A 26478-nucleotide genomic window follows, 5' to 3' on the forward strand; every position below is an offset into this window, starting at 1 on the left:
GACCTCAACGGACAGTCCGGCATCAAGTACGACCAGGACTTCCGCTTCGGCGCCGGCGACCTGCGCCAGGCCTTCTGGCTCGTCGACCTCCTGGAATCCTCCGACTACCAGGGCCCGAGGCACTTCGACTTCAAGCCCGTACGCACCGACGGCATCGACGGCGTCTGGGAATCCGCGAAGAACTGCATGCGCAACTACCTCATCCTCAAGGAACGCGCCGCCGCCTTCCGCGCCGACCCCGCCGTCCAGGAAGCCCTCACCGCCTCCCGCCTCGACGAACTCGCCCGCCCCACCGCCGACGACGGCCTCAAGGCCCTCCTCGCCGACCGCACCGCCTACGAGGACTTCGACGCCACCACCGTCGCCGAACGCACCATGGCCTTCGAAGCCCTCGACCAGCTCGCCCTGGAACACCTCCTCGGCACCCGCTGAACCACCGGCGCTCCCGGGGCGGTCCGACGGTCCCGCCGCCGGACCGCCCCGGGAGCGCGGCACCCCGAGCCCGTCAGGTGCCCGCCCCCGTCGGCGGGGCGTACGCCACCGGATCGGCCAGCACGTCCTGCACCACCAGCGCCGCCGCGCCCCGCGCCGCGTCACCCGCGACGGACGACGCGCGCAGCCGGCCGCCGTCGCGCGACCAGAGGCCGGACACCACACGGCCCGTCAGCTCCTCGTCGGCGGGCGGTGACAGCCACGGCATCAGGCAGCGGTATATCCCGCCCAGCACCACGGCGTCCGGGTCGAAGAGGTTCACCGCGCCGGACAGCACCTGTCCCAGCATCCGCCCCGCGTCCGCCACGGCGGCGAGTGCCCGGGGATCGCCGGCCCGGGCGCGGCCCTCCAGCTCCCTCACACCGGCGGCGCCGCCGCCCGCCACGTCGATGCCGGCCGCCCGCAGCAGGGCCGACTGGCCGGCGTACTGCTCCAGACAGCCGCGCGAACCGCACCGGCACTCCGGGCCGGCCGGATCCACCACCACGTGCCCGATCTCCCCGGCGAAGCCGTGCGCGCCGCGCAGCAGTTCGCCGTCGAGCACCAGGGCGCCGCCGACGCCGATCTCACCCGTGAGGTACAGGAAGCTGCGGACCCGGTCGAGCCCGCCGAACCACAGCTCCGCCAGCGCCGCCAGGTTCGCCTCGTTCTCCGAGCGCACCGGGAGCGGTCCGGATCCGGGACGCAGAGCGGTGAGCGCCTCGGCGAACAGGACCTCGGCGGCGACCTCGTTCCAGCCCAGATTCGGTGCCTGTCGCACGGAGCCGCCTGACACCAGCCCCGGCAGCGCGAGAGCCGCGCCGACCGGGTGCAGGTCCTGCTCCCGCGCCGAATCCAGCGTGCGGGCGGTGATCCGGGCGGCCCGGGCCAGCACCTCGCCCGGTGGGGTCCCGCGGTTGTCCAGGTGCTCGGTCTGCCGGACCCGGCCGGTGCCGGCCAGATCCACCACGCACACCGAGACGTAGTCGATGTTGATCTCCACGCCGAGCCCGGCGGGCCCGGTGCGCGCCACCTTCAGCGCCGTGCCCGGCCTGCCCGCCTGCCCGCTGAACGTCTTGCCCGACTCCGTGACGAACCCGCTGTCGAGCAACTGCTCGACCAGGGACGAGACCGCGGCGCGGGTGAGTCCGACCCGGGCCGAGACTCCCGCCCTGGTGGCCTCGCCGGCCTCGCCCTCGTCCCGTACGGCGCGCAGCACGAGGCTCAGGTTGTGCCGGCGCACGGTGTCCTTGTCGGCCTTGGACCCCAGGGGCGTGAGGTAGCTCTTCATATCGTCGACGAGCCTATGCGATGCCCCTGCCCACGGGCCCGCGGTCCGGGCCGCTGCCCGCCGGGAGGCGAACGGCTTCAGCCGTCCTCGCCGCCGCCGCGGAGGTCTCGTGGCCGTCCTGCACCACCAGCAGGCCGTGCGTCAGAGCCTCCGGGGCGGGGACCGGGCGGGGGAGTGGGTCCGGGCGGGGCCGGGGGCTGGGCGGTTTGGGTGCCTGATGCCGCCGTCCCCCGCCCGGTCGTGCGCCGCCGGGGCTCAGGGCTTCGCGCCCCGGGCCTTCAGCATGTCCGCCATGAGCGCGATCTCCGACGTCTGGGCGCGGGCCATGCCGGCCGCCAGTCCCCTGATCTCGTCCGTGGACGCCGAAGCGGCCGCCACGCGGGCCATGTCGGCGCCCGCGCGGTGGTGGACGGTCATCAGGCGCAGGAACAGGACTTCGGCCGCCCTGCTCTCGGCCGCCCGCAGCCGGTCGAGCTGGCTGTCGGTCGCCATGCCCGGCATGAGGGCCCCGTCCGTGGCGGTGGCGGGGTGGCCCATCCACGCCATGCGCGGCCCCTCCGAACTCTTGGGCACGCCCCAGGCGTCCAGCCAGCCCAGCATCATGCCCCGCTGGTTGGCCTGCGTGTTGATGATGTCGTACGCGAGGCGCCGCACGTCCTCGTCGTCGGTGCGGTCCCGGACGATGAACGCCATCTCCACCGCCTGCTGATGGTGCACCGACATGTCCCGCGCGAACCCCACGTCGGCCGAGCTCTCCGCGGGCGCACCCGCCGAGACCCCGGTGGTCCCGCCGCTGGAGGGCGAGGCCGCGGAGGGCCGGACGACCATCAGCAGCACCAGTCCCAAGGCCACCACGAACACCACCGCCCCCGCCCACACCAGCGAACGGGGAGCGCGCGCCGCCGAGGTCACTTGGTGACCCCGCCGGAGCAGGCGGCGCCCGGCTCCGGGGTCTGCGGGCCCTGGACGTACTTCGTGAAGAACTGGGCGACCCGCGCGTCCGTGGCGCTCTCGACCGTGACCTGCTTGCCCCAGGCGCTGAGGATCAGCGGGTCCTTCTGGTCGCTCACGGGGCTCATGAGGGAGTACGGCGTCTTGGCGACGCGCTCGGCGAGGGCCTTGACGTCGGCGTCCTTCGCCTTGGCGTTGTACGTGACCCAGACGGCGCCGTGCTCCAGGGAGTGGACGGCGTTCTCCTTCGGTATCGCCTCGGTGTAGACGTCGGCGTCGCAGTTCATCCAGACCGGGTTGTGGTCCCCGCCGACGGGCGGGTTCATCGGGTAGTCGACGGGCTTCTTCACGTGGTTCTGGGTCAGCTTGTCCCAGGAGCGTTCGCCGGTGACCGGTGAGGTCTTGGCCTGCGCCTCGGCCTTGTCCTGCTTGTCGGCCTTGGACATCAGGTAACCGCCCCCGGCGACGAGGCCGGCGACCACGACGACCGCCGCGGTGATGGTGATGACGCGACTGCGGCGCTCGCGGGCCCGCTCCTTGCGGCGGGCCTCGTCGAGCTTGGCCCGGCGCGCGGCGGCGGGGCTGTTCTGGTTCTTGGCGGAAGCCATGTCAGGTCCTCGGGTTCAGCGGATGGCGGGCGGGCGCCCGCGGGATACAAGGGCATACGGAGGAACGCCCCGGCGCGTGGGCGACGGAGGCGGCGGGTCCGTGCTCTAGATCCGCTGGATCTGCAGACGCAGACGATCGACGGCGCCCGCGCCGTCGTGGGAGGGGCCCCGGATCGTCCCGGTTCCGGAGAACGGCCCGGCGCCGGGTGCCGCCGAAGGGCAGGGCGGAGCGACGGGGGCGGGATGCCCGGGCAGGACGACCGCCATGGAATGGTCCGTGGCGCCGTGGCAGGAACTCCCGATCCCACGCTCACCGGGGGCATCGGCCACGACGACCGACACGACGGCCGCCTGCACCGGGGTGAAGGCCCGGACCGTGGTCGCCGCGGGGGCCTCGGCGCGGGCCGTCGCCGTCGCGGAGGTGGAGCAGCAGAGGAGCACGGCCAGGAGCGCGAGCACCCAGCCCACGGCGGCGGGCGGGCTGTTCGCGCCCTGCCACCGGTCCGCCCACCCACTCGCTCTGGTCATCGCCGCCATCGTAAATGGTGTGTGAATCTTCAAAGAGTCTGGCCCACAGCTTGGCAGGATAGTGTGCCCCGGTGACGACGCAATCGAACGTACCTGCGGGCTGGCATCCGGATCCCCATGGCGCACCCCAGCTGCTGCGCTACTGGGACGGCTCCCGGTGGACCGAGCACACGCATCCGGTCGAGGGGCAGGCCGCTCAGGCGCCCGCCGCGGTGCCGCAGCAGCAGGCTCCGGCCCAGCAGTTCACGCCCCAGCAGCAGGCGGCGCCGCAGCAGCACGCCCCGCAGCAGGCGGCGCCCGGCGGTGGCTCGCTGTTCGACCAGCAGGTCCTGGTCGTGAACCAGAAGGCCAAGCTGATCGAGGTCACCAACGAGTACCGCGTCTTCGACCAGCAGGGCAACACGGTCGGCTCCGTCGTCCAGGTGGGCCAGAGCGCCCTGCGCAAGGTGCTCAGGTTCGTCTCCAGCATCGACCAGTACCTCACGCACCGCCTGGAGATCCGCGACGCCCACGGCCGGCCGCAGCTGCTCCTCACGCGTCCGGCGAAGTTCATCAAGTCCCGGGTCCTGGTGCAGCGCCCCGACGGTCAGCCCGTCGGCGAGATCGTCCAGCAGAACGCCATCGGCAAGATCAACTTCGCCATCATGGCCGACGGCCGCAAGGTCGGAGCGATCAAGGCCGAGAACTGGCGCGCCTGGAACTTCGCGATCGTCGACCACAACGACGCCGAGATCGCCCGGATCACCAAGACGTGGGAGGGCCTGGCGAAGACGATGTTCACGACGGCCGACAACTACGTCCTGCAGATCCACTACCAGCTCCCCGAGCCGCTGCTCAGCCTCGTCGTGGCGACGGCTCTGACCGTGGACACCGCGCTCAAGCAGGACGCCCGCGGCTTCGGCTGACAGCCCGGGGGTCCGGCCCGGTGGGGCGTCGGGGTCGCGGACGCATCGCCGCCGCTCCCCTCCGTACGCCCCTGTCGGCCCCCGCGCGTCCCGCCGGTCCGATCGAAGTGAATCCGCCCCGACGGCCTGGGAGGGCGCTCAGGGCCGCCATATCTTTTACGGGTGTAACACCTGCTAAATTAAATAGATGGGTGATACATCCGCGCCGGCCCGGAAGCCGCCCGCCCGCAGCCTGCCGGTCATCGGTGCCCTGCGGCTGAACCGGCCCGCGGAGATCTGGTACAAACCCGCGCTGAGCGTGGTCATCGCCTCCGCGGTGCCTGATCTGCTGCTGTACTCCCTCGGCCGCCTCGACCTGGTCGTGTACACGATGGCCGGATCGCTCTGCGCCCTCTACGGACACCATCTGCCGTACGCGCGCCGTGCGCACACCGTCGGCCGCGTGGTGTCCGGGATGGCCGCCGGCCTCGCCGTCTCCCTGGTCGTCGCCTCGCTCGTCGGCTCGACCGCCGTGCTGATCGCGGTCGGCGCGCTGCTCGCGGCCGTACAGAAGGCCTTCTGCGACGCCACGCGTATCGGCCCGCCCGGCAACGTCATCTTCGCCTTCGTCACCTCGGCCGCGCTCTTCGTGCCGCAGGAGATCGGCCAGGTGCCCGGGCACCTGGCGCTGATGCTGGCCGCCGGAGCCTTCGCCTGGCTCGTCACCGCCGGACCTGCGCTGTGGCGCAGGGAGGGGCCCGAACGTCTCGCCACAGCCCGCGCGCTCGACGCCGCGGCAGCCTGTGCGGCCGCGCCCGGAACGCTGACCCGCCACGCCGCAGCCGCAGCGGTCCAGGACGCCTGGCACGCGCTGCTCGCCGCCGGTCGGCCCACCCCGGTGCGCCAGGCGCTCGAACGACTCGTCGCGCACGCCGAGCGGGCCCTCGCCGCACCCCCGGCCGGCGGTGCCCGTCCCGACGAACTGCGCCGATGGGCGAAGGCGACGCGGAGCCGTGGTCCCGTTCCCGAGCCGACCGCCGCGCCCGGGACCGTGGAGCAGCTCTTCGCCCCTGACGCCGAGCGGGCCGCGCAGCGGATGCGGCGCGGACGGCATGAGGCCCGGCGCAGGCTGTGGCGGGCACTCACCCCGGGTTCCCCCGTCCTGCCGGTCGCCTTCCGTACCCTCGTCGGCTGTGCGCTGGCCGGTTACGCGTCCTCGGCCCTCGGGGTCGGGCACCCCTACTGGGCCGTCGTGACCGCCGCCTCCGTCTTCCAGCCCAACCTCTCCCTCTCGTGGAACAGGGGCCTGCAGCGGACCGTCGGCAACCTCCTCGGCGTCCTGGTGTTCGCGGCCGTCATCCCCCTCGCGAGGACCGGTCCGCTCGTCCTCCTCCTGTGCGTCCTGTCCTTCAACTTCGCCGCCGAGGCGCTGATCACCCGGAACTACTGGCTGGGCTCCGTCGCCGTCACGCCGATGGCCCTGCTCGTCCTGGAGTTCGGCGGGTCCGCCCCGGCCGGAGTGCTCGTCGCCGACCGGGCCCTGGACACCGTGGTGGGTGTGGTGGCCGCGCTGGCGGCCGCCGTCGCCGTCACCAACCGGCGGGCGGCCGGCCGCGTGGAGAAGGCGCTCGCGGCGGCCGAGGAGGTCCGGATCTGCGCGGAGCGGACGGTCGCCGACCCCGCGGCCGGTGCCCCGGCACTCGCGACGGCCCGCCGGGAGCTGACCTCCGCCCTGGTCGAACTGCGCGACGCCGGTGACGTCGCATCGGGTGAATGGCGGCAGCGCGCCCTGCCGGAGGAAGCGCTGCTCGCCGCCGAGCGGGCAGGACACCGTACGCTCGCGGCGACAGGACGGCGGCAGGGGCTGATCACCCTGGCTCGGGCGGACGGAGTGGTGTGACCGACGACATCGTGGCCTCGGTGGTACGGCAGTGGCAGGCCGTCGACCCCGCTCTCGACACCGGGCCGATGGAGCTCATCGGCCGCATCAACCGGTGCGCCGCCCTTCTCCAGCAGGCGGAGGACGCCCCGCTGCGCGCCGCCGGGCTCAACCGTGCCGAATTCGACCTGCTCGGAGCCATGCGCCGGACCGGCCGCGAACTCACCCCCGGCGAACTGGCCCGCGAGACCTTCTCGTCCGGCGCCGCCGTCACCAAGCGCCTGCGCGTGCTGCAGGACGCCGGGCTGATCGCCCGCCGCGGCGACGCCAGGGACCGGCGCGTCACCCACGTCGGACTGACCGGGGCCGGACGCGAGCTGGTCGACCGGCTGCTTCCCGAACAGCTCGCCTACGAACGGTCGGTGCTCTCCGGCCTGGACGAGGCGGCACGCAGCGCGCTCAGCGAGCAGCTCGGTGCGCTTCTGGTGCAGTTGGAGGGGCGCCTCGGGGGCGGCCGCCGCTGACGCCCCCGAGCGCCTCGGGCCGGGCCGGCTGAAAGCCCGGGGCGGCCGGCCGGAGGGCCGGTTTCACCGACAGTCACGGCCCTGAAGCCGGGCCACCGGCGCGGGACTGCCCCCGGGTTCCCCGGCGGCGTGAACGCCGCACACGGCGGCACCTCGTGCGCACACCTGTCCATCGCTCAGGAGTCTGCTCCTTTGGATGTGATTCGCGCACCTGTGCCCCCGTCCTGATCTCCGGTACACAGAAATTCGCATGTACGGGCGAGGGTCGCTGCAAGGGTCGGCAACTGGGCGGGTTTTTCCGTAAATCGCCCGTTCGGCTTCGGTGGATCCGCGGGACCCATGTCCCGCTCGACGGGACATGGCTGTCTGCTTTCGCATGATTCGAATCCTGCGTCACTCCTCGCGCACGCTCGGCGGCGCTGAGTGCAAAAACTGGCGAGTGTATTACTGCCCGCGTGCTCGCGCAGGGGGTTGGGTGAATGTGCCGAAGCACTGTTCTGATCTGGCTAGGCTCACGCGCAGTGAAGTCGAGTTATTACGAATTCGAGCACTTGTCCATAACTGTCAGCACAAGTGCCGTATCTCCCGAATGCCTTCCCGAATCAACCGCCAGAGGGTTTAGATGGTCCGTGTTGAATCACCGCCGACCAACAGAGACGTCCCCGCGATCCGTGCCGCACTACCGCCCGTCGTACTGATGGCGGCGGCCACGGCGGCCGGCGCGGTGCCGGTCACCGGGGACGTGCGGGCGGCAGTCGTCTGGTGCGGGGCGATCGCCACCGTCGTGGTCGCCGCGCTCACCGTCGTGCTCAACCGCCGGCGCCGCGCGATGCGCGTACAGCGTGCCGAGTACGAACAGCGCATCGCGCTCCTGGAGCACCGCATCGCCTCGTACGACCAGGAGACCGTACGGCTCACCAAGGAGCTCCTGCCCGCCGCCATCCGGCGGCTGCGTGCGAGCAACTCGCCGCAGGAGGTGATGCGCGACGTCGTCGACGCCGACGCGTCCTACCGCAGCCTCCCCGCCGCTCAGCGGGCCTTGGTCCTCCAGGTCCTCGACATCATCGACAACGAGGAGGCGATGCGTGACTCCGCGCAGCGCGCCTTCGTCAGTGTCGCCCGCCGTGTCCAGGCCATCGTCCACCGGCAGGCCAGTGAACTGCGGGAGATGGAGGACCACCACGGGCGCAACCCCGAGGTCTTCGACGACCTGCTCCGCATCGACCACGGCACCGCGCTGATCGGCCGGCTCGCCGACTCCATCGCCGTACTCGGAGGTGCCCGCCCCAGCCGTCAGTGGCCCAAGGCGGTGCCGCTGTTCAGCGTGCTGCGCGGCGCGATGTCCCGGATCCTGGAGTACCAGCGCGTCGATCTGCACTCGATCGCCAAGGTCGCCATCGTCGGCACCGCGGTCGAACCGCTCATCCACGCCTGTGCGGAGCTCCTCGACAACGCCACCCGCTACTCGCCTCCCCAGACCCGGGTGCACGTCACCGCGGTCGAGGTGCAGACGGGCATCGCGATCGAGATCGAGGACGGCGGCGTCAGCCTCAGCGAGGAGGCCAGGGCACGGGCCGAGAACATGCTCGCCCAGGCCCAGGCCGGCATCAACATGAACGACCTGGGGGAGTCCCCGAGGCTCGGCATGGCCGTGGTCGGCCGGCTGTCCCGCATGTACCAACTCCAGGTCTCCCTGCGGCAGTCCGCGTACGGCGGGGTCCGCGCGGTGCTCATCGTGCCGCGCGACATGATCACCACCGGTCCCGCTCCGGGCATCGCCCACGGCATCGGCGCCACCTCACGGCCCCAGAGCTCGCTCGACATGTCGCAGATGCAGCACGTCGTGCCTCCGCGGGGCAAGCACAAGGCGGCCCGCCCTCCGGCGACCGGCCCCGTCCCCTCGGTCGCCGTCCCGGCCGCCGCCCCGGCGCCCCAGGCCTCCACGGCGCGGCCCGCGCCCCCGGCCGCCGCCATGGACGACGACGAGATCGTGGTCACGGAGTGGACCGCGGGCGGGCTCCCGCAGCGCCGCAGCCGCGGCCGCGCACCGCTCGGCTCGCACAACCTCCCGCAGCAGTCCGCGGCGGCCGCCCCCGAACCCGCGGCCGCGCGCAACGGGCACGGCGGCGGCACGGCGGCACCCGGCCTCTGGCTGGAGGCGTTCACCCAGGCCGTCAACGGCGTGCCCAAGGAGCCCGACAACGGCGAAGACTCTGACGACGCGTGGGACAAGGGAGACCAGAAGTGATCCAGCAGCGGGGAAACATGGACTGGATGCTCAAGGAACTGGCCGACGACGTACCGAGCATCCACCAGATCGTGGTGCTCTCCGCCGACGGACTGCGCATCGCGCGGCACGGCGGCGACCCGGACGTCGCCGACCGTCTCGCCGCCGCCTGCGCCGGGCTGCAGAGCCTGGCGGCGGCCGTCGCCACCGAGATCCCCTACAGCGACGGCCTCATGAAGCTCGTGGTCATCGAGGTCACGGGCGGGTTCTTCTACCTGATGGCCGCCGGTGCCGGGGCCTACCTCGCGGTGCTGGCCGGCGAGACGGTCGACGCCGGGCTCGTGGGCGCGCGCATGCGCGACATGGTCGTCCGCATCGGTGCGCATCTGACGAGCCCTCCGCGCCATGACGGGCAGGCCGGATGAGTGCTCCCCGCCGAGAACGCAAGAAGGCCGACCCGGCGCTGAGCGATCCGGAACGGCTGTACGTGATCACCGGTGCTCCCGACGGTGAGCGCGCCGCACTCGACCTCGTCACGATGGTGGTGGCACAGGCCGAGCCGACGCCCATGGTCCAGCCCGAACAGGCCGCGATCCTGCGGCTCTGCAGGGCGCCGTTGTCCGTCGCGGAGATCTCGGCCTACCTGAGCCTCCCCTTCAGCGTGGTCACCTCCCTCCTCACAGAACTCCTGGCGACCGAACTGATCGAGTCGCGCGCGCCCATCGTCCGCGCCGCACTCCCCGACCGGTCCCTCCTCGAAGCGGTGATGCATGGACTTCAGAAGCTCTGACACGGTCCCGGGCCCTCGCAGCGAGGACGTCCTCCCGAGCACGGCCACGGCCGCGGTGAAGGTCGTCGTCGTGGGCGGGTTCGGGGTCGGCAAGACGACCATGGTCGGCTCGGTCAGCGAGATCCGTCCGCTGACGACCGAAGAGACCATGACCCAGGCCGGTGTCGGCGTGGACGACAACAAGGGCGTGGAGACCAAGACGGCGACCACCGTCGCCATGGACTTCGGCCGGATCAGCCTCAGCGAGGAACTGATCCTCTACCTCTTCGGCACCCCGGGCCAGGAACGCTTCTGGTTCCTCTGGAACGGCCTGTTCGAGGGCGCTCTCGGAGCCGTCGTCCTCATCGACACACGGCGGCTCCAGGTCAGCTTCGACGTCATCGGCAGACTGGAGGAGCGCGGCGTGCCCTTCGTCGTCGCGGTCAACACCTTCCCCGACGCGCCGCACCACCCGGTCGAGGCCCTGCGCGACGCCCTCGACCTGGCCGAAGAGGTTCCCATGATCGACTGCGACGCCCGGCTGCGCACCTCCAGCCGCGACGTGCTGATGACCCTGATGCGCTATCTGCACAGCCTGGCCGTACCGCTCGCCGGATGACCGCGCGCACACCTCCCCCCGAACGGGCCGCGTCCCCCGCCCGGTCCCGGAACGCCTTATCCCTGGAGCGACAGTGACAACCCCCTTCCAGCACGAACCCGGCTCGGCCGCAGGCCCGGTGCCACCCCCGCAGTGCCCCGCGCACGGCATGGGCATCGGCCCCGGGGGACTGCGCCGCCTCTACGGCCCCGAGGCCGAAGCGAACCCCGCGGGCCTCTACGAGAAGCTGCGCGCCGAACACGGGACGGTCGCACCCGTCCTGATGCACGGTGACGTCCCCGCATGGCTGGTGCTCGGGCACAGCGAGAACCTGCATCTGACCCGCACCCCCTCGCAGTTCTCCCGCGACTCGCGGCGGTGGCACGCCCTGCGTGACGGCAGCGTGGCCCCCGACCACCCGCTGGCCCCGATCTTCACCTGGCAGCCGGTGTGCTCCTTCGCCGAGGGCGAGACCCACGAGCGACTGCGCGGAGCGGTCACCGACAGCATCGCCCGCATCGACACCCGGGGCGTGCGCCGGCACATCAACCGCTACAGCAACCGGCTCGTCAACAACTTCTGCCAGGAGGGCAGCGCCGACCTGGTCAGCCAGTTCGCCGAGCAGCTCCCGATGATGGTCATGTGCGCGATCGTCGGCATGCCGGAGGACTACAGCGAACGCCTGGTGGAGGCGGCCCGCGACCTGACACGGGGCACCGAGACCGCGATCGCGAGCAACGCGTTCCTGATCGACACGCTGAACCGTCTGGTGGAGCGCCGCCGGGAGACGCCCGCCGAGGACTTCGCCACCTGGCTCGTCGAACACCCCGCCGGCCTCACCGACAAGGAGGTCGCCGAGCACCTGAGGGTGGTGCTCTTCGTCGCGTACGAGACCACCACCAACCTCATCGCGAACGTCCTGCGCATGGTGCTCACCGACCCCAGGTTCCGGGCCCGGCTGAGCGGCGGGCACATGACCGTGCCCGAGGCGGTGGAACAGACCCTGTGGGACGAGCCGCCGTTCACCTCGATCCTCGGTCGCTGGGCGGTGGGCGACACCGAACTGGGCGGGCAGCAGATCAAGGCCGGAGACGCCCTGATCGTCGGGATCGCCCCGGCCAACACCGATCCGGTGGTGCGGCCCGACCTGACCGCGGGCATGGAGGGCAACCGCGCCCACATGGCCTTCAGCAGCGGACCCCACGAATGCCCGGGCCAGGACATCGGGCGCGCCATCGCCGACGTCGGCGTCGACGCGCTGCTCATGCGCCTTCCCGACCTGGAACTCAGCGTCGACGAGGACAAGCTGACCTGGGTGGGCAACTTCGTCTCCCGCCACCTGGTGGACCTGCCCGCGAGCTTCGCCCCGAGCCCCCAGCAGGAGATCGACGACGAGCCGCTGCCCGCGGTGGCACGGTCCCGTGCCGCCACCGACTGGGAGGTCGCCTCCCCCCGCCGCGCGGGCGCCGGGGGAGACGTCCCCGCGGGCCGCGTCCCGGCCGGTGTGCCCACCTCCGAACCGCTCGGGCAGGGTGCCCTGATCCCTGCGCAGCGGACCGGGCGGACGAAGATCTGGCAGGCCGTCGTGCGGTGGTGGAACGGCCACTGAGGCCGGGCCGCGGGACCGGTCCGGCGCCCCGGGCCTTCGGGTCCGGGGCAGCGGGCTTCCGCCCCGTACCATCGAGCAGCGTGAAGCTGACAATTCTTGGCGGCGGCGGATTCCGCGTGCCACTCGTGTACGGGGCGCTGCTCGGGGACCACGCCGAGGGCCGCGTCACCCGTGTGACCCTGTACGACACGGACGCGGACCGGCTCACCGCCGTCGCCCGGGTACTGAGTGAACAGGCGGCGGGGGTCGCCGACGCCCCCGAGACCGTCGCCACCGACGACCTCGACGAGGCGCTGCGGGGCGCGGACTTCGTCTTCTCCGCCATCCGGGTCGGCGGGCTCGAAGGCCGCGCGGCCGACGAGCGCGTCGCGCTCGACGAGGGGGTCCTCGGGCAGGAGACCGTCGGCGCCGGCGGCATCGCCTTCGGGCTGCGCACGGTCCCCGTCGCCACTGAACTCGCCCGCCGCATCGCCCGGCTCGCGCCCGACGCCTGGGTCATCAACTTCACCAATCCGGCGGGCCTGGTCACCGAGGCCATGTCCCGGCACCTCGGGGACCGGGTCATCGGCATCTGCGACTCCCCGGTGGGGCTCGGCCGCAGGATCGCCCGGGTCCTCGGCGCGGATCCGGATCTGGCGTGGATCGACTACGTGGGACTCAACCACCTGGGCTGGGTCCGCGGGCTCCGGGTCGGAGGCCGGGACGAACTGCCGCGCCTGCTCGCCGATCCGGCGCTGCTCGGCTCGTTCGAGGAGGGCCGGCTCTTCGGGCCGGACTGGCTGCGCTCACTGGGCGCCGTCCCCAACGAGTACCTGCACTACTACTACTTCAACCGGGAGGCCGTCCGCGCCTACCGGGAAGCGGCGCAGACCCGCGGCGCCTTCCTCCGCGAGCAGCAGGAGGGGTTCTACGCCCGTATGAAGGACCCGGGCGCCCCCGCGCTGGCCACCTGGGACCGCACGCGTGCCGAGCGCGAGGCCACCTACATGTCCGAGAACCGGGACGTGGCGGGCGCCGGGGAGCGCGAGGAGAGCGATCTGGGATCAGGCGGCTACGAGCAGGTGGCCCTCGCCCTGATGCGGGCCGTCGCGCGGGACGAGCGGACCACGCTGATCCTCAACGTGCGCAATCGCGGCACGCTCTCCGTGCTCGACGCGGACGCGGTCATCGAGGTGCCCTGCCTGGTCGACGCCAACGGCGCCCACCCGGTCGCCGTCGACCCCCTCCCGTACCATGCTGTCGGGCTGGTCACCGCGGTGAAGGCGGTGGAGCGGGCGGTCCTCGAAGCGGCGGAGAGCGGGTCGCGGGAGGCGGCCGTGCGGGCCTTCGCCCTGCATCCGCTGGTGGACTCCGTCTCCGTCGCCCGGCGCCTGGTCGAGAGATACACCCGGGTCCATCCCGGCCTCGCCTACCTCGACCGGCCGTGACCGGGTCCGCCTCCGCGGCCCCTGTCAGGGGGCGGAGAGCGCCCTGAGCCCGCCGGACGGGTCCCAGGACGGCGCCACACCGGTGATCTGGCACACCATCAGGAAGAGGGGGATCGGCGGCGTGTACGGCGTCCGGCTGTCCGGTGCGTGGATCAGCCGGGGCCGTCCGGCGGGCACGTAGGCACCGGTGGCGTACGACGCCTGCTCGGGCCAGTCCAGATCGAGATCGGAGCCGGACGGCACGATCCACCACCACTGGTCCGCGTCGGCGAACACGCACCCGGCGCGCGGCAGATGCGACATCAGCCGGAAGCCGTACTGCGCGGGGACCCCCACCGCGTCACAGCCCAGGCTCGCCGACAGTGCGGGCGGCAGGGGAAGCCGCACCCGGCCGCCGGCGTCGTCGTCCTCGCCGGACCGGTTCCGGCGCGCGCCGAGCAGGTGGGACAGCGCATGCTTCAGCATGCCGGCTCCGTGCCGTCCGGGAGCTCCGCCCACACGATGCGGCCGGAGTGGTCCCCGGCGTCGTGCGAACCCCAGGCGAGGGCCATGGAATCGACGAGGAGCAGTCCGCGGCCGTGCTCGCCGTCGGCCGTGAGCGACAGCCGCGGTCCGCCCGGCTGGTGCCCCTGGTCCTGCACGGCGATGCGCAACCGCCCCTCGCGGCAGCGGAGCTCGCACACGACCCGCGCGCTCGCCGTGTGCACGACGGCGTTGGTGACCAGCTCCGAGACGATCAGGACCGCCGCGTCGTACGTGTCACCCGTCAGCCGCCATTCGGCGAGCCGAGAACGTGTCAGGCGTCGCGCACCCGCGACCGATTCGGGGTGGGCGGGCAGGGCGAAGCAGTAACGAAGCGCCTCCGTCCCGGGGCTGAGGTCCATGAGCCGGGGGATGAGCGCACTGCCAGGTGCCACGACCGAATCCTCACAGTGGGGGCTGTGTCACGCTTCGCGCCACCCCGGAACGGGGCGGGAACGATCACGCGAACTGGTTCACCCCCAACTCTCCCTCTGACATGAACACTTGGCAAGGGGCACTCTGAAATTTCCAGAGTGGCTGTGTCCTTCGAGCGCACGTGCATGGCACACTGCTGAAACACAGCGCATCGGGAGGTCTGAAGTGAGCGAACCGCGGTCCGCCCCGACCGTGGGCCAGGTGGTACTGGGCAAGCGACTGCAGGATCTGCGGGAGCGTGTCGGCCTGAGCCGCGACCAGGCTGCGAAGGTGCTCCGCGTCGCCCCGGGCACCATACGCAGGATGGAGACAGCCGAAGTCGGGCTGAAGATCCCGTACGTCCAGCTCCTGCTCAAGGCCTACGGGATCGCCGACGACGAGGCCGACGCGTTCGTCGAGCTCGCGGAGGAGGCCAACAAGCCCGGCTGGTGGCAGCGTTACCACGACGTGCTGCCCGACTGGTTCAGCATGTACGTCAGCCTGGAGGGCGCGGCGAGCCTCCTGCGCACCTACGAACCGCACTTCGTCCCCGGCCTGTTGCAGACGGAGGACTACGCCCGGTCCGTCCTGCGCACCGGAGCGGTCGGCCAGGCGCGGCCGGAGGACATCGAGCGCCACGTGGCGCTGCGCATGCGACGGCAGTCCCTGCTGACCCAGGCGGAGGCACCGAAGCTGTGGGTGGTGATGGACGAGACCGTCCTGCGCCGCCCCGTCGGCGGTCCCGACGTCATGCGCGCCCAGGTCGACCGGCTGCTGGAGGCGACGGACCTGCCCCACGTGACCCTGCAGATCGCGGAGTTCGCCACGGGTCACCACCCCGGCACCTACGGGCCGTTCGTCCTCTTCCGGTTCGCGGTCCCGGAGCTCCCCGACATGGTCTACAGCGAGTACCTGACCGGCGCCGTCTACTTCGACGCGCGCCCCGAGGTGGCCTCCTACCTCGAGGTCATGGACCGCATGGCGGCCCAGGCCGCGACTGCACATCGCACGAAGGAAATCCTCAGGGACTTCCGCAAGGAGCTGTGATGAACCACATATACAACGGCATGCCGGCCGCCGACCTCGGCACCGAAGGCTGGTACAAGCCGTGGAGCGGTGGGAACGGCGGCAACTGCATCGAGGCCATGAAACTCGCGGACGGCAGGGTCGCCGTGCGGCAGTCCGCCGACCCGGACGGCCCCGCCCTCATCTACTCCAACGGCGAGATCGCCGCCTTCATCCAGGGAGCCAAGGCGGGGCAGGCCGACTTCCTCCTCACCTGACCCACAGCCGCCCCGGACGTTCGGGCCGTCCGGGTGCCTCACCGGCGCCCGCCTCCGGGCCGAGGCGGCGGCAGGTCACAATGGACCCATGTCACGACGCACCTCCCGCCCTCGCGGATCCGCCTCCGCCGGAGCGGGTACCGGCCGGATCACCCCGCAGTCACCGTGCCCGTGCGGCCTGCCGGCCACGTACGGGGACTGCTGCGGCAGGCTGCACGCGGGCACGGCGGCCGCCCCGACCTGCGAGGCGCTGATGCGCTCCCGTTACTCGGCCTTCGTCGTCCAGGACGCCGCCTATCTGCTGCGCACCTGGCACCCGGAGACGCGCCCGCCGTCCGTGGACTTCGACCCGGCGATGCGCTGGACGGGCCTGGACATCCTGGAGACCACGGAGGGGACCGCCTTCCACACCAGCGGCACGGTGACGTTCCGGGCGCACTACACCGACGGCGGCCGCCCCGACGCCCTCCACGAGAAGAGCCGTTTCGTACGCCACGAGGGGGCGTGGGTCTACGCGACGGCCGTCTTCGTCGACTGACACCCGCCGCCCCCGCACAGGCGGGCACCGCCGCGGATGCGGGCGTGGGCCGGGGTGAGTCAGCTCAGCAGAGCGGTCAGGGACCCCTTCATCCTGGCGACGAACGACTCGCGTACCTCCTCGGTGACCCGGTCCAGGGAGAGGTACGGATTGAGGTCCTCCAGCTCGACGAGCAGCAGCTCGCCGGCGGCCGTCCGGCAGGCGTCCACCCGCTGGATGCCGTGCGTGAGCGTGTTCCACTCCACGAAGCGGCGTGCGAAATCCAGGTCCTCCGGACCGGGCGCGTAGGGCTCCAGAACCCAGCGCCGCTCCGGATGCGGTGCGTGCAGGGCGTACTGGAAGTCGTGGTCCACGAAGTAGAAGGACACCTCGTAGCGGAAGTCGATCCGGGGCTGGACGAGCAGCGTGTCCCCGGCGTCCGCCGGCAGCTCGGGGGCCGGGGTGAAGCGCAGGCCCACCGAGTCCGCGCCGAGCTTCGGCTTGACGACGTACTGCGCCGCCCGGGGGAGCAGCCCGAGGTCCCCGGCGCGGTCCACGGTCGGGATGACCGGGAAGCCGTCGCGGCTCAGATCGACCAGGTACTGCTTGCCCGCCATGTCGCCGCGCCCGTCGAGCGTGTTGTAGACACGGACGCCCGACTCCCGCGCCCTGGCCCGGAACGCGTCGTAGGCCTCCTGGTAGTGGAGCACCGGACCGCTGTTGCGGACGACGACCGCGTCGAACCGGTCGAGCAGGGCCGCCGCGTCACGGGGGTGGCAGAGCGCGACGTCGAACGACTCGCGCAGGCGGGAGGTCAGGAGGATGTCCTCGTCGCAGTAACGCCGGCCGCGCGCCTCGTAGGCGAGATCCGTGACGAACAGGACGGAGGGGCGGGGTCCGCCGGTCGCGGCGTTCACAGGTACTCCCAGGGGGATCAGGTATCGGGCGGGCGGTCAATAGCCTTGTGGACGCCGCTCGTTCACGACCATGAAGCGCTCTGATCTCTGCCCCACAGGAGTCACACGTGTCCCAGGCGTCGTCACTGCCCGATATTCTCTCGCCCGCCTTCGCAGCCGACCTACGGGGCCCACCGGCTGATGCGCGAGAGCGCCCCCCTGATCCTGCACGAGGCCACGGGGAGCTACCTCGTCTCCCGCTACGAGGACGTCGAGCGCGTCTTCAAGGACAAGGCGCAGGAGCTCACGACCGAGAACTACGACTGGCAGCTGGAACCGGTCCACGGACGTACGATCCTCCAGCTCAGCGGCCGGGAACACGCCGTACGGCGGGCCTGGTCGCTCCGGCCTTCCACGGCTGGTACACCACGGTCATCGCCTTCCTGGGCAACCGGCCGGAGCCACCGTCACCTGCCTCATCGGTTCGGCCAACCGGGACGAGTCCCGCTACGCGGACCCGGACCGATTCGACCTGTTCCGCCAGGACCTGACCAGCACCACCGCCTCTCCGCGGCGGCCGACCACCTGGCGTTCGCGCTCGGCCGGCACTTCAGCGTGGGGGCGCTGCTGGCGAGGGCCGAGGTCGAGACCGGAGTGAACCAGCTGCTCGACGCCATGCCCGGCCTCCGCCTGGCCGACGGCTTCAGCCCGGTCGAGCAGGGCGTCTTCACCCGGGGTCCGGCCTCGCTCCCCGTACGGTTCGACCCGGTCACCACCTGAGGGCGGTGGGGCAGATGCGGGGGCCCGCCACACCTGCCCCGCCCCCAGCGGATGTGGCGCGAGGAGATGTGGTGGGTGCCCACCCGCACCGGCTCGCCTGTCCGGTCCCGTTCACGGCTGCGCCTGCGGTTGGAGCGCGAGGGGACACGCGTAGGGCGACTGCTTCATGGTCCATCCGTCTCCGCGTACACGGATACTGCTGGGCGCGGAGGACCTGTGCGCGGCGCCGCCGACGGTCCCCGCGTCGGCCGGAGGCTCGGGGCCCGACGGAGTCGTCTGCGCCACCGTGCACGCCAGCTGGAGCATGGCCTTTCGGCTCAACGGGTCTGCCTCATCAGCAAGTTGGACGGTGAGGATACCGTCGTCGCCGGTCATCACCCAGAACGCGTCCGTGAGCCGGGGCAGTTCCGTGGTGGCCGTCGTCGACTCGCTTGCGGTCGGCCCCTTGAAGAGCAGGCGAATGACGGCCTCGAGGTCCCCGGCTCCGATCATGCGGGGATAGGCCGTCAGGTCCCCGTCGCGCAGGAAGAAGAGGGTGGTGGTGGGCGACGAAGGCCTCGGACCGGGGGAGATCATGCCGGTCGCCGGTCCGCCGGCCTCGATGACACCGGACGGGGGGACTCCGCACGCCGCGAGCACGGCCGCGGCCGTGAGCCCGAACAGCAGCGCTGCCACCCGGGAGCCCCTCACCGAGCACCGTCGGCATCGGTGTCGGCCTCGCAGTCGGTGTCTGCCCTGCTGTCGGTGTCGCCGCCGTGCAGAGGGAGTTCGACCGTGAACACCGCGCCGCCTCGGGGCAGGTTCGCCGCCCGGATGCGCCCGCCGTGCAGGCGCACGTTCTCCGCCGTGATGGCCAGGCCGAGGCCGCTGCTCTCGCTCCTGGTCCGTGCGGTGCCCGCCTTGTAGAACCGCTCGAAGATGTGCGGCATGGCCTCCTCCGAGATCCCCGGTCCGTTGTCGGTCACCTCGATGACAGCCCACGCCACGCCCGCCTCCTCCTTCCGCACCCCCGACGTCAGCCGCACGGGCGGCTCTCCGTGCCGTAGCGCGTTGCCGATCAGATTGGCCGTCACCACATCGATTCTGCGCGGATCGACGCCCGTGCGGAGCACACCCGGTTCGGGCAGCCGGGTCTCCACCTGCCCCTGCCACCCCCGGGAGGAGAGGGTGCGCCGTAGCGACTCGGCCAGGTCGATCTCGTCACGGTTGAGTTCGGCCGCCCCCGCGTCGAAGCGGGAGATCTCCATCAGGTCGTTCACCAGTCCGCTCAGCCGGCCCGTCCCCTCACTGATGAGCCGCAGCGCGTCGCCGGTCTCACCCTCCAGGTCCAGCACGTCGGTGACCGCCGACATCGCCGCCAGCGGCGTGCGCAGCTCATGGGAGACATCCGCCACGAATCGACGCCCCTGGGCCTCCAGGCGACGCAACTCCGCCACGGTCCGCTCCAGTTCGGTTGCCATCTCGTTGAAGGACCCGGAGAGGTCGGCCAGTTCGTCGGAACCGGTGACGGCCAGCCGGACGTCGAGGTGCCCCGCGGCCATCCGGCGCGTCGCCCGGCGCAGCGCCCGTACGGGGCGCAGTACGCCGCCCGCGGCGAGCAGGGCCAGGACGACGGCGAGGCACAGGGCCACCAGAGTGGCTCGCTCGATGCCGCTCACCATGGCCTCGACGTAAGCCTCTTCGGTCCTCTGCGGTACCTCCAGGTACATCACCGTCCCGGAGAGCTTCGACTCCGTGCCCTCGCCGGAGGTGTACGTGACGGGTACGCCGACGACGAGGCGAGGATGCCCGTCGACGTTCACCCGCTGGAAAACCGTGGCACGCCTGTCCCGCACGGAACGGCGCAGTTCGGGGCTCAGCTCGACGAACCCGGGGCTCGGCCCGTAGGCGTGGAGGTCACCGTAGGTCGCCATGACCCGCCAGCCCGACGACTGGTTCGCGTACAGCACCTGGTTCACCGCGGACTGGAGAACCGACCGGTCCGGGACGTCGGGGAGGCCGGGCGCGACGGATTCGACGCTCGTGCGGAACTGGTGGATGACGGAGTCCTGGCTCTGCTGGAGCACCGCCGTCCGCGCCTCGCGGAAGGCGAGGGCCCCCGTGCCCAGGGCGCTGGCCATGGCCACCAGGACGAAGGCCGCCAGCAGACGGGGGCGCAGGCCGCGCAGGGGAAGCGGGACGCGCGCCAAGGCGGCTCGGAGGGGCCGCAGGGGGCCGGCTCCCGGGACGGTGGCGGGGGCCTCGCCGGTCGTGGCGGTCCTGCCCAGGTGCTCGGCCTTACGTCCCCGGGTGGTTCCGCGCGCTCCGGCGGTCTTCCGCGTCCGCGCGGACGTCCGGTCGCTCATGCGGTGCCGAAGCGGTAGCCGAACCCGCGCACGGTCTGCACATAACGGGGATTGCGGCCCTCGCCTAGCTTGTTGCGCAGCCGCTTCACACAGGCGTCGACCAGCCGTATGTCACCGTGGTAACTGTGTTCCCAGACCGACTCCAGCAGCTGCTGGCGGCTGAACACCTGGCCGGGCGACGCCGACAGGGTCAGCAGCAGCCGCAGTTCGGAGGGTGCGAGGGCGACGGGCTCGCCGCGGTGTGTCACCTCGAGTCCGGTCCGGTCGACGCCCAGCTCGCCGTGTGTCTCCACCCGGGGCCGGGCGCCGTCCGGCAGCGCCGCGTCCTGTCTGCGCAGTACGGCGCGTATGCGCGCGTCGAGTACCCGGGCCCGCACGGGCTTGACCACGTAGTCGTCCGCGCCGGCCTCCAGTCCCACGACCACGTCGATGTCGTCCCCCCGGGCCGTCACCATGATGATCGGCACCTGGTCGCGGTCCCTGATCCGACGGCACACGTCCAGGCCGGAGATGCCGGGCAGCATGAGATCGAGTACGACGACGTCCGGGCGGAGGGGGCGGAGCTGTTCCAGCCCCTGTTCACCCGTTTCGACAGCGACGACCTCATGCCCCTGATGCCGCAGGCCCAGTTGGACGGCCCTGCGAACATCTCGGTCGTCTTCGACAATCAGGATCCGTGGCACGTCGGCAGTGTAAGCAGGCCGGACGGCGTGACCGTCCTGGGAAAGGTCGCTCCCCGGGGGCCGTTACACAACGATCACAACGGGCCGAGAGCGGACGGCCCACCCGGATCCGCAGGCGTTTCAGGGAAACACGCACCGTTACTCCTTCGTGATACCACCGGCTCATGGCGATCATCTGAGATGACCAGCTTGAGCTGCCATGCACTCGGTACGACAGCGGCAATCCGCACCCCCCGCCGACAGCACCGCGGCCGTCCACCGCGGCGGCCGGCGGCGCCGGTCCTCCCATCGGCGGGCACGTCCGCGCCGCCGGGCACGTCCGCGCCGCCGGGGCCGGGGCCTGCTGACCGGCGTACTGGTGGCCGTCGGCCTGCTGGGCACGGCTGCGTACCTCCTGGGAGCGGCACACGTCCCGGGAGGAGACCGGAGCGACGCGTCGAGCGGTGCCGCGCACCCGCGGAGCACCGACGCCACCCCCACTCCCACCCCGACCGCTGCTCCCACGCCCATGCCGCCCCCCATCCCCGCACCGAGCCGGACCGAGATCGACGTCCCCCCGACCGGCAGCGGGACGTTCGTCACCGCGACGGCCGCCGGCGCGGCGGTGGGCAGCGGTTCCCACCCGCTGCGCTACGTCGTGCAGGTCGAGACCGGCCTCGACATCTCGCCCTCCCAGGCCGCGAACGAGATCGCCGGGATACTCGCCGCCCCGCGGGGCTGGACCCACGACCCGGCCAACGCGTTCCAGCTGGTGGGCGCGGGAGCGGCGCACGACCTCACGGTGAAGATCGCGACACCGGGGACGGCGGACTCCCTGTGCTGGGCGGGCATCCGGCAGGACACCGGAGGCGAGTTCAACTGCGAGGTTCCCGGAGGGGTGGTGGTGAACCTCAAGCGCTGGGTCACGGGCTCGCCCACCTTCGACGGGCCGATCCATGACTACCGGGCGCTGATCGTCAATCACGAGATGGGGCACTACCTCCACCACTCGCATGCCGGCTGCGCGGGCACCGGACAGGCGGCTCCCGTGATGATGCAGCAGATCAAGGGCCTGCACGGATGCGTCGCCAACGCCTGGCCCTACGACAAGAACGGCGACTTCGTCACCGGGCCGCCCGCGTGACGGCGCCGGCAACCAGGTGTTCGTTGCGGCGACCGACATCGACAGCCCGTCGATGTGCCACGGGCCGTGCTCGGTACGCGCCCGGCTGGAGCGGTGCCGACCAGGGTACCGCTCCAGCCGGGGGTCGAAGGCGGATGACCGCGGCACCGGTCCGTGCAGGTGTGCGCGGAAGGCGGCGGTGTCCGGAGCAGCGCGCCGGCCCCGCCACCGCCCTCAGCGGATGTGGCGCCCCGAGATCGCGCGGGCGATGACCAGGCGCTGGATCTCGCTGGTGCCCTCGAAAATGGTGTAGATCTTGGCGTCGCGGTACATCCGCTCCACCGGATGCTCCCTGCTGTAGCCGGCGCCGCCCAGGATCTGGACGGCCTTCTCCGTCGCCGACACCGCCAGCTCACCCGCGCGCAGCTTGGACATCGAGCCCTGTCCCGCGTCGAAGGCGCGGTCGTTGCGGGCCATCCAGGCGGCCTGCCAGATGAGCAGCCGTACGGCCTCGATCTCGGTCCGGACGTCGGCGAGGGCGAACGCGATCGACTGGTTCTCGATGACCGGTCTGCCGAACGCCTCGCGCTGCCCTGCGTACTCCAGGGCGTACTCGTACGCGGCGCGGGCGATGCCCAGGGCCTGCGCGCCCACGGTGGGGCGGCTGACCTCGAAGGTCGCCAGGGCGGCCTGGCCCTTGGCGTTGCCGCCCTCGCGTGCGCGGGCCAGCCGGGCGTCCAGCTTCTCCTTCCCGCCCAGCAGGCAGTGCCCCGGCACGCGTACGTCGTCGAGGAAGAGGTCGGCCGTGTGGGAGGCCCGCAGTCCGAGCTTCTTCACGGTGCGGCCCGCGTCGAGGCCCCGGGTGCCGGGCGGCACGATGAACGCGGCCTGGCCGCGCGCGCCCAGGGAGGGGTCGACCGAGGCCACGACCACGTGCACCTCGGCGATGCCGCCGTTGGTGATCCACGCCTTCTGGCCCGAGAGCACCCATGTGTCGGCGGCCTCGTCGTAGCGCGCCCTGGTGGCCATCGCCGAGACGTCGGACCCCGCCTGCGGTTCCGACACGCAGAAGGCGGCCACCTTCGGGTCGTCCGCGTCGCCGTAGCACTGCGGGACCCACTCGGCGAGCTGGTCCGGCGTGCCCGAGGCGAAGATCCCGGCGACGGCGAGGGAGGTGCCGAAGAGGGCCATGCCGATCCCCGCGTCGCCCCAGAACAGCTCCTCGTTCGCTATCTGGAGGGAGAGTCCGCTGGGGTCGCCGTACATGTCGGCCAGCGACTCGAACCCGTACAGACCGATCCGGGCCGCCTCCTGGATCACGGGCCACGGCGTCTCTTCCCTGGCGTCCCATTCGGCCGCCGCGGGGCGCACCACCCCGGCGGCGAAGCCGTGCACCCAGTCGCGCAGATCCTGCTGCTCCTCGGTGAGGGCGAGGGAGAAGTAGCTCATGGGCGCTCAGGCCTTAGGGATGTCGAAGTACCGGGTGAGGCCGGAGGCCAGGCCGACGTCGCCGGCTATCTTCAGCCTGCGCATCATGAACATCGTGACGGGGTTGCCGTTCCCGGAGACGAGCCGGAGGAAGTCGGCGTCGCCCATCACCAGGGTCGTACGGGGTTCCGAGAGGGAGCGGCCCGCGCTCACCGTGCAGACTCCGCCGGCGATGGAGGTCTCGTAGACCTCGTCGCTCTCGCCCGTGATCCGCCAGCGGATCAGGGCCTCCAGCCCGCCGGCCGCCTCGGGGCGGAACTGCTGCCGCATCCGGCCGAACACCTCGCCCAGCACGCGGGTGCGCAGTTCGCCGCGCATCACCTCGCCGAGCTCCTTCACGGACAGGCCCTTGACGATCCGCGCGAACTCCTCGGGGGAGACGGCCGAGAAGTCGAGCCCGGACAGTTCGCCGGTGAGGTCGCCGCTGCTGTTGTCGGGCACGCCAAATCCTTACTCCGAAGTAAACTTACTTCAAAGTAAGGTAAGGGTGCCGCAGGGTCTCCGCAAGCGTCACCAGGGTCCGCCCGGACGCACCGCGAGATGCGGGTGATGGGCCGACAGCACCTTGTTGGCCCACGCGAGCTCGGACAATGCCTGCTCCCGGTCGGCCTGGTCCTCGATGCCCAGCCTCGGCCCCCGGAACCTGCGCACCTCTCGGGCGGCGCAGTCGGCGTCGAACTCCGCCTGCAGGATGTGCGGCGGGGTGCAGGACCCGATGAGCGCGGCGACCCGGTCCGGGATCGGCACGGGGACGAGCAGGTGCGAGGCGGTCATGGGGGGTTCCCTCTCGGGTGGTCGGCCAGGAGGCGGTGCTGCGCGGCGGCCTGTGGGCCGCCACTCCTCCATGTGTACGGGACGCGGTTCCTGGTTTCTCGTCGAGAACGTCTCCGTGTCGCAACCGTTTGGGACTGACCGTCTATTTCGCGTTACTTGGAGGTAAGTTGACGCGGTGCGTCACGTGTGATGCACCATCAGTTGAGGCTCTGGGCGCCGCGCGCCCGTAACTGCAGCGCCCGCAGCACGGCTTCCGTGGAGAAGCGGCTCTCGGGATCGGTCAGCTGTTCACCGAAGATCGCCTCCAGGCTGCGCATCCGGTAGCGGACCGTCTGCGGGTGCACATCAAGGAGTTCGCCCATCTGCGCGGCGGTGCCGCGGGTGTCGAGCCAGATCCGGAGCGTCTCGATCAGCCGCTCGCGCCGTGTGGTGCTGATGCCGGAGACCGCGGCCAGTTCCCGCTCGGCGAGCTGGTCCAGGAGAGCGGGGTCGGAGAGGAGCCACAGCGTGATGAGGTGGTCCTCGCAGTGCACGAAGGGGGCGCCCTCGATGACGCCCGCGTCGACCAGTTCGAGAACGCGGCGGGCCCAGCGGATCGAGTCGGCGGCCAGTGCGGTCGGCACCGTCAGCCCGATCGCCGCGCCCCCGTTCGGGACCGTCCTTTCGAGCATCTGCCTGCGGTCCTCGTCGACGGCGCCGGGGATAAGGAGGTGCGGCTGCGGGTCGCCGGGGTCGATCAGCACGTCGTGGTCCGCGCTGATCCGGTCCAGGCCGGCCGGTGCGCGTACGGCGACGAGCGTGACCTGTTCGGGCAGTGTCCACCCGGTCTGCTCGCACAGCTCGGCGATGGCACTGCGGGGCACGGGCCGGCCGGCCAGGACGAGGTGGAGCAACTGGCGCCGCATGGCCTCGCTCTGCTCGCCCGACCGCGACTGCACCTCCAGGAAACCCTCGCGGGAGAGCGTCTCCAGCTCGTCGACGTAGGCGAAGAGCGCGTCCGCGAAGCTCAGCATCAGCGACGGCGAGAAGTTGTACCTCCGGCCGACCTTCTTGGCCCGGCGCAGGGCGACCCGGGCGCCGAGGCGGTAAGCACCCTGGAGCGTTTCCATGGTGCGGCCCTCGTAGGCCTCGAAACGGCCGAACCGCCGGCAGATGTCGTCGCGCAGAGGTGTGGCTGATGTCGGCTCTGCGACCAGGTCGACGAACGCGGCGAGGCTCTGCTCCACCCCCACCCGGATGGCCTGCCCGTTGGGCCCCCCGAGCAGACGGGCGTACTCCGGATAGGCCCTGGTGACCTCGACGCCGATCTCCTTGATCAGGCTGGGGAGTTCGGGACGCATGATCGCGGCGAACTCCTGGGGGAGGGGCCCCAGCGGGTCGCCGGTGTCCAGCGGCTGGATGAGTCTCGGCATGACCGTCCCCTCGCTCATCGGTGCCCTGTGTGGGTGAGGCGGTGGAGGGAAAGCGCTCCCACGGACCGATAGGTGTATACCAACATCGGCGCCGAAGATAGACCAAGCCGGGCGGGCAGCACACCGCCTGGACAAGATCGAAGTGCAAGGGGCACACATCGTGGCCCTGTTATGGGGTTCCGGTGCAGGTGGGGCGGTACTGCTCACTTCCGGACAATGTTTTCGGCCTTGTGCTCCCCGTGAGGCGCATAAGTGACCCCGGACAGTGCCGCCGACGCGGTTCCGCGAGTGCGCCGTTCCCCCGTGCCGCCCTTCCGGCGATACCGTCGGATCCCGCCCCGCCCCCGGTGTCACGGACTGCGGAGATTCCGGTCGGCGGGCGCCCCTCCTCGAATTCTGCGCACCAAGTGACAAGTGCTCCGGGCGAATTAGTGACGTGCGGACGAGGAAACAAACTCGCGGTACCAATCTTGACCGACGGCATTGTGTTCCAAGT

27 protein-coding genes and 2 pseudogenes are annotated in these 26478 nt (G+C 71.7%); 15 read left to right on the forward strand and 14 right to left on the reverse strand.

Translation table 11 applies throughout. The features are described 5' to 3' along the window. Nucleotides 1-432: pseudogene (locus tag ACFYY2_RS00005) on the forward strand (xylose isomerase); the annotation flags it as partial. 73 nt (nt 433-505) lie between these two features. On the opposite strand, the gene ACFYY2_RS00010 reads toward ACFYY2_RS00005, so the two are convergent. The 4 genes from ACFYY2_RS00010 to ACFYY2_RS00025 all read right to left on the reverse strand — a co-directional run bounded on the left by ACFYY2_RS00010 (nt 506) and on the right by ACFYY2_RS00025 (nt 3849). Further along, entirely contained in the window at nt 506-1762 is a 1257-nt protein-coding gene (locus ACFYY2_RS00010) for an ROK family protein (protein ID WP_388734941.1), read from the reverse strand. 255 nt (nt 1763-2017) lie between these two features. Further along, entirely contained in the window at nt 2018-2674 is a 657-nt protein-coding gene (locus ACFYY2_RS00015) for a DUF305 domain-containing protein (protein ID WP_388734943.1), read from the reverse strand. Next, nucleotides 2671-3321: a DUF3105 domain-containing protein gene (locus ACFYY2_RS00020; RefSeq protein ID WP_388734945.1), complete on the reverse strand. Its 651-nt coding sequence runs from the start codon at nt 3319-3321 to the stop codon at nt 2671-2673. The genes ACFYY2_RS00015 and ACFYY2_RS00020 overlap by 4 nt, the downstream gene beginning before the upstream one ends. Before the next feature lie 105 nt (nt 3322-3426). Continuing rightward, complete coding sequence (locus tag ACFYY2_RS00025; RefSeq protein WP_388734947.1) at nt 3427-3849, reverse strand: hypothetical protein; 423 nt, start codon at nt 3847-3849, stop codon at nt 3427-3429. 71 nt (nt 3850-3920) lie between these two features. Between ACFYY2_RS00025 and ACFYY2_RS00030 the strand changes: the two genes are divergently transcribed. The 9 genes from ACFYY2_RS00030 to ACFYY2_RS00070 all read left to right on the forward strand — a co-directional run bounded on the left by ACFYY2_RS00030 (nt 3921) and on the right by ACFYY2_RS00070 (nt 13766). Next, the gene (locus ACFYY2_RS00030; protein WP_388734949.1) at nt 3921-4754 is read left to right on the forward strand and encodes a phospholipid scramblase-related protein; all 834 of its coding nucleotides are present in this window, start codon (nt 3921-3923) and stop codon (nt 4752-4754) included. A 187-nt stretch (nt 4755-4941) separates the two neighbouring features. Next, nucleotides 4942-6633, forward strand: coding sequence for an FUSC family protein (locus ACFYY2_RS00035; RefSeq protein WP_388734950.1), 1692 nt, complete (start codon nt 4942-4944; stop codon nt 6631-6633). After that, entirely contained in the window at nt 6630-7136 is a 507-nt protein-coding gene (locus ACFYY2_RS00040) for a MarR family winged helix-turn-helix transcriptional regulator (protein ID WP_388734952.1), read from the forward strand. Before ACFYY2_RS00035 ends, ACFYY2_RS00040 begins: the two co-directional genes overlap by 4 nt. Before the next feature lie 622 nt (nt 7137-7758). Beyond that, complete coding sequence (locus ACFYY2_RS00045) at nt 7759-9384, forward strand: sensor histidine kinase (RefSeq protein WP_388734954.1); 1626 nt, start codon at nt 7759-7761, stop codon at nt 9382-9384. Then, on the forward strand, nt 9381-9788 hold the full coding sequence (locus ACFYY2_RS00050) for a roadblock/LC7 domain-containing protein (protein WP_014152870.1): 408 nt from the start codon (nt 9381-9383) through the stop codon (nt 9786-9788). Before ACFYY2_RS00045 ends, ACFYY2_RS00050 begins: the two co-directional genes overlap by 4 nt. Further along, a complete protein-coding gene (locus ACFYY2_RS00055; RefSeq protein ID WP_388734956.1) occupies nt 9785-10153 on the forward strand; it encodes a DUF742 domain-containing protein in 369 nt (122 codons plus the stop codon). The genes ACFYY2_RS00050 and ACFYY2_RS00055 overlap by 4 nt, the downstream gene beginning before the upstream one ends. Next, nucleotides 10134-10751, forward strand: coding sequence for an ATP/GTP-binding protein (locus tag ACFYY2_RS00060; RefSeq protein WP_388734958.1), 618 nt, complete (start codon nt 10134-10136; stop codon nt 10749-10751). The genes ACFYY2_RS00055 and ACFYY2_RS00060 overlap by 20 nt, the downstream gene beginning before the upstream one ends. Before the next feature lie 73 nt (nt 10752-10824). Next, a complete protein-coding gene (locus ACFYY2_RS00065; protein ID WP_388734960.1) occupies nt 10825-12339 on the forward strand; it encodes a cytochrome P450 in 1515 nt (504 codons plus the stop codon). 80 nt (nt 12340-12419) lie between these two features. Then, a complete protein-coding gene (locus tag ACFYY2_RS00070; RefSeq protein ID WP_388734962.1) occupies nt 12420-13766 on the forward strand; it encodes a 6-phospho-beta-glucosidase in 1347 nt (448 codons plus the stop codon). A gap of 24 nt (nt 13767-13790) precedes the next feature. Here the strand turns inward: ACFYY2_RS00070 and ACFYY2_RS00075 are convergent, their stop codons facing one another. Together ACFYY2_RS00075 and ACFYY2_RS00080 are read right to left on the reverse strand one after the other, a co-directional pair. Next, entirely contained in the window at nt 13791-14231 is a 441-nt protein-coding gene (locus ACFYY2_RS00075; protein WP_388734964.1) for a hypothetical protein, read from the reverse strand. Then, nucleotides 14225-14683, reverse strand: coding sequence for an ATP-binding protein (locus tag ACFYY2_RS00080; protein ID WP_388734966.1), 459 nt, complete (start codon nt 14681-14683; stop codon nt 14225-14227). The genes ACFYY2_RS00075 and ACFYY2_RS00080 overlap by 7 nt, the downstream gene beginning before the upstream one ends. A 205-nt stretch (nt 14684-14888) precedes the next feature. On the opposite strand from ACFYY2_RS00080, the gene ACFYY2_RS00085 reads away from it, so the two are divergent. From ACFYY2_RS00085 to ACFYY2_RS00095, 3 genes are all read left to right on the forward strand, one after another. Beyond that, a complete protein-coding gene (locus ACFYY2_RS00085; RefSeq protein ID WP_388734968.1) occupies nt 14889-15749 on the forward strand; it encodes a helix-turn-helix domain-containing protein in 861 nt (286 codons plus the stop codon). Continuing rightward, complete coding sequence (locus ACFYY2_RS00090) at nt 15749-15985, forward strand: DUF397 domain-containing protein (RefSeq protein ID WP_014049581.1); 237 nt, start codon at nt 15749-15751, stop codon at nt 15983-15985. The genes ACFYY2_RS00085 and ACFYY2_RS00090 overlap by 1 nt, the downstream gene beginning before the upstream one ends. A gap of 88 nt (nt 15986-16073) precedes the next feature. Further along, nucleotides 16074-16523: a YchJ family protein gene (locus tag ACFYY2_RS00095; protein ID WP_388734970.1), complete on the forward strand. Its 450-nt coding sequence runs from the start codon at nt 16074-16076 to the stop codon at nt 16521-16523. Between the two features lie 59 nt (nt 16524-16582). Here ACFYY2_RS00095 and ACFYY2_RS00100 read toward each other — a convergent pair whose 3' ends face one another. Next, nucleotides 16583-17419 carry a hypothetical protein gene (locus tag ACFYY2_RS00100; protein ID WP_388734972.1) on the reverse strand — a complete coding sequence of 279 codons (837 nt, stop codon included), beginning with the start codon at nt 17417-17419 and terminating at the stop codon, nt 16583-16585. 107 nt (nt 17420-17526) lie between these two features. Between ACFYY2_RS00100 and ACFYY2_RS00105 the strand changes: the two are divergent. Continuing rightward, a pseudogene (locus ACFYY2_RS00105) lies at nt 17527-18178 on the forward strand (cytochrome P450). Nucleotides 18179-18289: 111 nt separating this feature from the next. Here the strand turns inward: ACFYY2_RS00105 and ACFYY2_RS00110 are convergent. From ACFYY2_RS00110 to ACFYY2_RS00120, 3 genes are read right to left on the reverse strand one after another with little or no spacing between them, the layout of a single operon-like run. Continuing rightward, entirely contained in the window at nt 18290-18853 is a 564-nt protein-coding gene (locus ACFYY2_RS00110) for a hypothetical protein (RefSeq protein WP_388734974.1), read from the reverse strand. 11 nt (nt 18854-18864) lie between these two features. Then, entirely contained in the window at nt 18865-20523 is a 1659-nt protein-coding gene (locus tag ACFYY2_RS00115; RefSeq protein WP_388734976.1) for an ATP-binding protein, read from the reverse strand. Continuing rightward, nucleotides 20520-21206: a response regulator gene (locus tag ACFYY2_RS00120; RefSeq protein ID WP_388734978.1), complete on the reverse strand. Its 687-nt coding sequence runs from the start codon at nt 21204-21206 to the stop codon at nt 20520-20522. Before ACFYY2_RS00120 ends, ACFYY2_RS00115 begins: the two co-directional genes overlap by 4 nt. A 199-nt stretch (nt 21207-21405) precedes the next feature. Between ACFYY2_RS00120 and ACFYY2_RS00125 the strand changes: the two genes are divergently transcribed. Beyond that, nucleotides 21406-22329 carry a DUF3152 domain-containing protein gene (locus tag ACFYY2_RS00125; protein WP_388734980.1) on the forward strand — a complete coding sequence of 308 codons (924 nt, stop codon included), beginning with the start codon at nt 21406-21408 and terminating at the stop codon, nt 22327-22329. Nucleotides 22330-22542: 213 nt separating this feature from the next. Here the strand turns inward: ACFYY2_RS00125 and ACFYY2_RS00130 are convergent, their stop codons facing one another. From ACFYY2_RS00130 to ACFYY2_RS00145, 4 genes are all read right to left on the reverse strand, one after another. Next, the gene (locus ACFYY2_RS00130) at nt 22543-23757 is read right to left on the reverse strand and encodes an acyl-CoA dehydrogenase family protein (RefSeq protein ID WP_388734981.1); all 1215 of its coding nucleotides are present in this window, start codon (nt 23755-23757) and stop codon (nt 22543-22545) included. 6 nt (nt 23758-23763) lie between these two features. Continuing rightward, a complete protein-coding gene (locus ACFYY2_RS00135; protein ID WP_388734983.1) occupies nt 23764-24237 on the reverse strand; it encodes an SCP2 sterol-binding domain-containing protein in 474 nt (157 codons plus the stop codon). Between the two features lie 69 nt (nt 24238-24306). Beyond that, nucleotides 24307-24570, reverse strand: coding sequence for a hypothetical protein (locus ACFYY2_RS00140; protein WP_384066718.1), 264 nt, complete (start codon nt 24568-24570; stop codon nt 24307-24309). Between the two features lie 197 nt (nt 24571-24767). Further along, nucleotides 24768-25982: a helix-turn-helix domain-containing protein gene (locus ACFYY2_RS00145; protein WP_388734985.1), complete on the reverse strand. Its 1215-nt coding sequence runs from the start codon at nt 25980-25982 to the stop codon at nt 24768-24770. Nucleotides 25983-26478 lie beyond the last annotated feature (496 nt).

The sequence above is a fragment of the Streptomyces sp. NPDC001822 genome, from assembly GCF_042892135.1.
Lineage (GTDB): Bacteria > Actinomycetota > Actinomycetes > Streptomycetales > Streptomycetaceae > Streptomyces.

Excerpts from the sequence above, each read along its gene's own strand:
- ACFYY2_RS00140 (WP_384066718.1), bottom strand. The coding sequence starts at position 24,570 with ATGACCGCCTCGCACCTGCTCGTCCCCGTGCCGATCCCGGACCGGGTC.
- ACFYY2_RS00025 (WP_388734947.1), bottom strand. The coding sequence starts at position 3,849 with ATGACCAGAGCGAGTGGGTGGGCGGACCGGTGGCAGGGCGCGAACAGC.
- ACFYY2_RS00035 (WP_388734950.1), top strand. The coding sequence starts at position 4,942 with ATGGGTGATACATCCGCGCCGGCCCGGAAGCCGCCCGCCCGCAGCCTG.
- ACFYY2_RS00125 (WP_388734980.1), top strand. The coding sequence starts at position 21,406 with ATGCACTCGGTACGACAGCGGCAATCCGCACCCCCCGCCGACAGCACC.
- ACFYY2_RS00010 (WP_388734941.1), bottom strand. The coding sequence starts at position 1,762 with ATGAAGAGCTACCTCACGCCCCTGGGGTCCAAGGCCGACAAGGACACC.
- ACFYY2_RS00130 (WP_388734981.1), bottom strand. The coding sequence starts at position 23,757 with ATGAGCTACTTCTCCCTCGCCCTCACCGAGGAGCAGCAGGATCTGCGC.
- ACFYY2_RS00145 (WP_388734985.1), bottom strand. The coding sequence starts at position 25,982 with ATGCCGAGACTCATCCAGCCGCTGGACACCGGCGACCCGCTGGGGCCC.
- ACFYY2_RS00045 (WP_388734954.1), top strand. The coding sequence starts at position 7,759 with ATGGTCCGTGTTGAATCACCGCCGACCAACAGAGACGTCCCCGCGATC.
- ACFYY2_RS00055 (WP_388734956.1), top strand. The coding sequence starts at position 9,785 with ATGAGTGCTCCCCGCCGAGAACGCAAGAAGGCCGACCCGGCGCTGAGC.
- ACFYY2_RS00060 (WP_388734958.1), top strand. The coding sequence starts at position 10,134 with ATGGACTTCAGAAGCTCTGACACGGTCCCGGGCCCTCGCAGCGAGGAC.
- ACFYY2_RS00095 (WP_388734970.1), top strand. The coding sequence starts at position 16,074 with ATGTCACGACGCACCTCCCGCCCTCGCGGATCCGCCTCCGCCGGAGCG.
- ACFYY2_RS00020 (WP_388734945.1), bottom strand. The coding sequence starts at position 3,321 with ATGGCTTCCGCCAAGAACCAGAACAGCCCCGCCGCCGCGCGCCGGGCC.
- ACFYY2_RS00075 (WP_388734964.1), bottom strand. The coding sequence starts at position 14,231 with ATGCTGAAGCATGCGCTGTCCCACCTGCTCGGCGCGCGCCGGAACCGG.
- ACFYY2_RS00090 (WP_014049581.1), top strand. The coding sequence starts at position 15,749 with ATGAACCACATATACAACGGCATGCCGGCCGCCGACCTCGGCACCGAA.
- ACFYY2_RS00115 (WP_388734976.1), bottom strand. The coding sequence starts at position 20,523 with ATGAGCGACCGGACGTCCGCGCGGACGCGGAAGACCGCCGGAGCGCGC.